Here is a 2,319-nt window from a genome sequence, read left to right as displayed (position 1 = left end):
CAAACAAACAAACAAACAATGAGACCCTGTTTGTCCAATTAATTTCTTTCCTTTTATCTCTTCCTCAATATCAAGACAAAGATACTTCACTTGAACTCCTTAAAGCGAAAATCTTTGCTGATGTCCAAAATTTAGATCCCTCACTAATTGGCTCTTTAGCAGCTCATCCGGAACTCCAAGCGCAATTCTTTCAGCAAGTAGGTGAAGTGCTGGTTTTTAATCAACAAAAGTTCAACAGCATTCTTTACCATAAAGAGTTCTTAACTCCTTCATTTACTCAATATCCCAATCGCATTGGTTTAACCACTAATCATCAACAAACCTATCTTTCTCATACCCAAGAGGTAGTACTTACTTGGCCGTTTAAAGACTGTGTGCTTGAAAGTGGACAAGCTCGTGAGAAGAAAGCAGGTAAAGAAGTATTCTTTAATCAAATACTCGCTCATCAGCCAATCTCTAAGCTTTTAAGTCCAAAAGTCTTTACTAATGCTAAACGCTATAGCACTCAAGGTGTCCAAGAAAATTTAACCCATCTCGAACCGGATGACAATCTCATTATTAAAGGTAACAACTTATTAGTGCTTACGAGTTTAGTAAGTCGTTTCAAGAATAAAATCAAGTGTATCTACATCGATCCTCCATACAATACAGGTAGTGATAGCTTTAACTATAACGATAATTTTAATCATGCAACATGGTTAACCTTTATGAAAAATCGTTTAGAGATTGCCAAAGAGCTGCTAGCCCATAATGGGGTAATCTTTGTGAACCTAAGTGACAAAGAAGCTCATTACTGTAAAGTACTCATGGATGAAATTTTTGGTGAACGTAATTTTGTTGCTGATATTATTTGGCATTCAACTAAATCAATAACTAATTTAGCTCTCATTTCTAATGCCCATACGCATACACTTACCTATTTTAAAAACAAAGACTACTACGTAAATAATCGCCAAGAGTTTAGGATTCCTGAGTCTGGCGAGGGCTTTGCTAATCCGGATAATGATCCACGTGGACCATGGAAAGCAGATCCGTTTCAAGTTGGAGGTTATGGTCCGAACCAGCAATACGACATCGTAAACCCTAATACTGGAGTAGTTTATAAACCAGCTCCAGGTAATAGTTGGAAAAACGACTATAAACGTTTCCAAGAGCTTATGGCAGATAAGCGGATTGTATTTGGTTTAGATGGTAGAGCTGGTCCACTTAGAAAACGTTTTCTCTATGAAGCTAAAGAACGCGGTAGAGTAGTTAACACTATTTGGGATGATGTTGCCACTACAACCAAAGGTACTCTACATTTAAAAGAGCTCTTTGGAGTATCTCCATTTAAGAACCCTAAACCGGAACAGCTGATTAAGAAAATTTTAGAGTTAACGACTAATCCCGGAGATATAGTCCTCGACTTTTTCTTAGGTTCTGGAACTACAGCTACTGCCGCTCATAAAATGGGACGTCGATATATCGGGATTGAACAAATAGATGACATTGCACAGATTGCGATTGCAAGATTAGAAAAAGTGATAGCAGGTGAACAAGGTGGCATTTCACAAGAGTTAGCATGGCAAGGAGGTGGTTCGTTTGTCTATTGTGAACTAAAAGATCATGCTGCAGATCTAGTACAACAAGTAGCTCAAGCTAGTACCAAGAACATTTTAACTCTAGCGAAAAGCATCTTTAACGACTATCGGGTTAAAGCAAGAATAGAAGCAGAAAAACTCCAAAAGAAAATAGAGGCTTTTGCAACTCAAAGTTTTAAGCAACAGCAAGAGTTTTTATTATCTCTGCTTGAGAAAAATGAACTATACATTAACTACGAAGATCTTGATGACGAAGAAAATGCGATAAGTGATATCGATAAGGCTTTTAATCGTGACTTTTATCAATAGTTAATATTGTGATGTTGGGAGTAATTAATATAGTGGTGTATTTTGGGAAGAGGCTGAATAGGTAAGTAAAAATCAAGGGAAGATAGAAAGAGAAATAAATAAATAAATAATTAGATTTTGTCATTTTGTAGTGTACATATCATTTGTTTAGTCGCACATTTAGCAATTCTTATATTTGCATATTACGTCTCAATAAAGATACGCAATGAGATGGTTTTTGAATAATAATGTCAACAATTCACAAAGCTAACTATTTATAATAGAATATGTATTCTCTGTATGGATTTGTTGCCATAAATTACTAATTTTAATTTTAAGTTAAGCTATAGTAATATGAATCTTTTTTTTGATAAAAATTCCTATTTATCAGTGGTTTAACTTGACTTCTGTGTTGCGAGTATAGTATAATGACAAACAAACAAACAAACAA

Annotated in this window: 1 protein-coding gene; it reads left to right on the top strand. The window is 35.1% G+C overall.

What is annotated here, in order from left to right:
• Positions 1 to 1,889: site-specific DNA-methyltransferase (locus CKF58_RS06245; protein WP_147397231.1), on the top strand; the 1,889-nt coding region annotated here is incomplete at its 5' end.
• Positions 1,890 to 2,319 lie beyond the last annotated feature (430 nt).

It is taken from the genome of Psittacicella hinzii (assembly GCF_003585935.1).
In the GTDB taxonomy this organism is placed as follows: Bacteria; Pseudomonadota; Gammaproteobacteria; order Enterobacterales; family Psittacicellaceae; genus Psittacicella; species Psittacicella hinzii.
Note: the sequence above shows the minus strand (reverse complement) of the source record. Positions and strands in the feature narration are given on the sequence as shown.